The 2178-nt window shown below is 47.0% G+C and carries 1 pseudogene; it reads right to left on the reverse strand.

Going from position 1 to position 2178, the window contains the following annotated elements:
• Positions 1–2178, reverse strand: a pseudogene (locus HMPREF9965_RS06855) (RHS repeat protein); the annotation flags it as partial.

A 2178-nucleotide genomic window follows, 5' to 3' on the forward strand; every position in this document is an offset into this window, starting at 1 on the left:
ATCGTAAGTGTAAGAGACTGTACTACCATCTGGGTAAATCATCTTCGAGATATTACCATAGGCATCATACTCGTACTGGATCAAGCTCCCATCTCCCTGACGAACACCCGTGATTTCGCCTTCTTCGTTGGTCGCGTACTGACTGGTTCCTGTCAGGTCACTCATAGACACCCGACGGCCATCCGCATCATAGGTATAGAGGACTTGACCATCTTGCTTTTCAGAGTACTCCACCTTGAGCAATTGATCCAGCTTGTTGTAGTCGTAGCTGATGGTTTTCCCATCGGACTTGGTTACTTTTTCGAGCTGGTTATTGACATTGTAGGTATAGGTTTCCTTATCTCCGAGACTGGTCAAGCGCTCCACTAGATTGGAAAGTTGGTCATAGCTGTAGCTTGTGACCTTGCCATTTCCATTCGTGACCGAAGTGACATTGCCCACACTGTCGTAGGTATAGCTAGAGGTAGAAGCCTTCTCTCCACTTCCTTGCGTCGCTGTAAGCAACTGATCCTTTAGGTCATAGGTGTAGGTCTTGACACGCTTGCTTCCGGATGTGACACTGGTGAGGTTGCCATTGGCATCATAGGTCATGCTTGCGACGCCACCAGCCTCATCTGTGATCTTCGTGAGATGGTTATCGTGGTCATAGCGATACTTAGTCCACTGGCCTGCCGCATCACTTTCTGAGGTGAGGCGATTGAGGCTATCATAGGTTCTCTTAGTTACTTGACCGAGAGGATTCGTCTCCTCAAGGAGATTGCCATTCGGGTCATAGGTATAGGTCGTTTCGCGCTTACCATTGATAGTTCGTTTGGTCACCTGACCGACGGGGTCATAGCTTGATTCCACCGTTCGACCAGTTGGCGTTTTGATTGTTTTTAGTTGATCAAGGGTCGTATAGTCAAAGGTGGTTGTAGCACCGGATGGCTTGGTCAGTTTGGTTAGATTCCCCGCTTCATCGTAGCTATACTTGGTTTCAAGGTCAAGGGCGTTCTTAGCCGTTAGGAGACGGCCAACCTTGTCATAGCTATAGTGATTGCTTCGGTCGGATTGGTCTGTCTCTTGCACCAAGTTTCCAGATACATCATAGCTATAGGTTTTTGATAGCCCCTGTGGACCTGTTTGCTTGGTGAGACGGCCCAAGGCGTCATAGGCATAGGTGTAAGCTGCCTCATTTGGCAGAGTGCGTTTGGTTACACGACCATAAAGGTCATTGACATAGTTGGTACTATGACCGTTGGCATCGGTTTCTTTTGCCAAGCTACCTGTAGCATCATAGGCGTACTGAGTCACTCCACCTGTTGGGCGTTTCTTACTGCTGACACGGTTCATACTGTCATAGCTGTAGGTCGTTGTATGACCTTCACCACTGGTTTCACTCAAGCGATTTCCCAAAGCATCATAGCTGAAACTTTGCTTGCTTCCTGTCGGAGCTACTGTTTCAATGATTCGTCCTAATGGGTCGTACTTAAAGGCTGTCGCATGACCATTTGGATCCGTATAGAGTACCAATTTCTTATTGGCATCATAACCATAGCTACTTGAATGGCCATTGGCATCGGTCATTTTAGATAGGTTGCCAAGGACATCATATTCATAAGTAGAGGTATTGCCATCGGCATCCGACTCTGTCACCACTCTGTTGAGAGCATCGTAGCTATACTTGGTTTCACGTTTCAGATGATCGACAGTCTTGAGCAGATTGCCATTTTGATCATAGTGATAGGTCTTGGTCTTTCCTTCTTGGTCAGTTGAACTTGCGACATTGCCCATGACATCATAGGTGAAGGTTTCGCTGGTCTTATCTGCGTAGACCACCTTAGTCAGTTGGTTGTCACTATTATAGCTGTATTGGGTAACCTCACCCAAGCTGTTTGTTAAAGTGAGACGATTTCCTGCCTTATCATAGGTGTAGGTCTCATTGAGATCCTGATTATCTTTTTTGTTCACTACACGGTTGGCGGCATCGTAGCTGTACTCTGTTACCAAACCACTAGAATGCGTCTGCTTGATGAGACGATCAAGGGCATCGTATTCTTGCTTTACGGTGGTTCCGTCTGGAAGAGTCACTTCTTCCAGTTGAGCCGTTGAGGTATAGGTCATCTTAGTGACATTGCCATTGGCATCGGTGACCTGAATCGGATAGCCCAGTTCATTATAGGTGTACTGAGTCTTGCC

Origin of the sequence: Streptococcus mitis bv. 2 str. SK95 (assembly GCF_000222705.1) — a bacterium.
GTDB classification, from domain to species: Bacteria; Bacillota; Bacilli; order Lactobacillales; family Streptococcaceae; genus Streptococcus; species Streptococcus mitis_AY.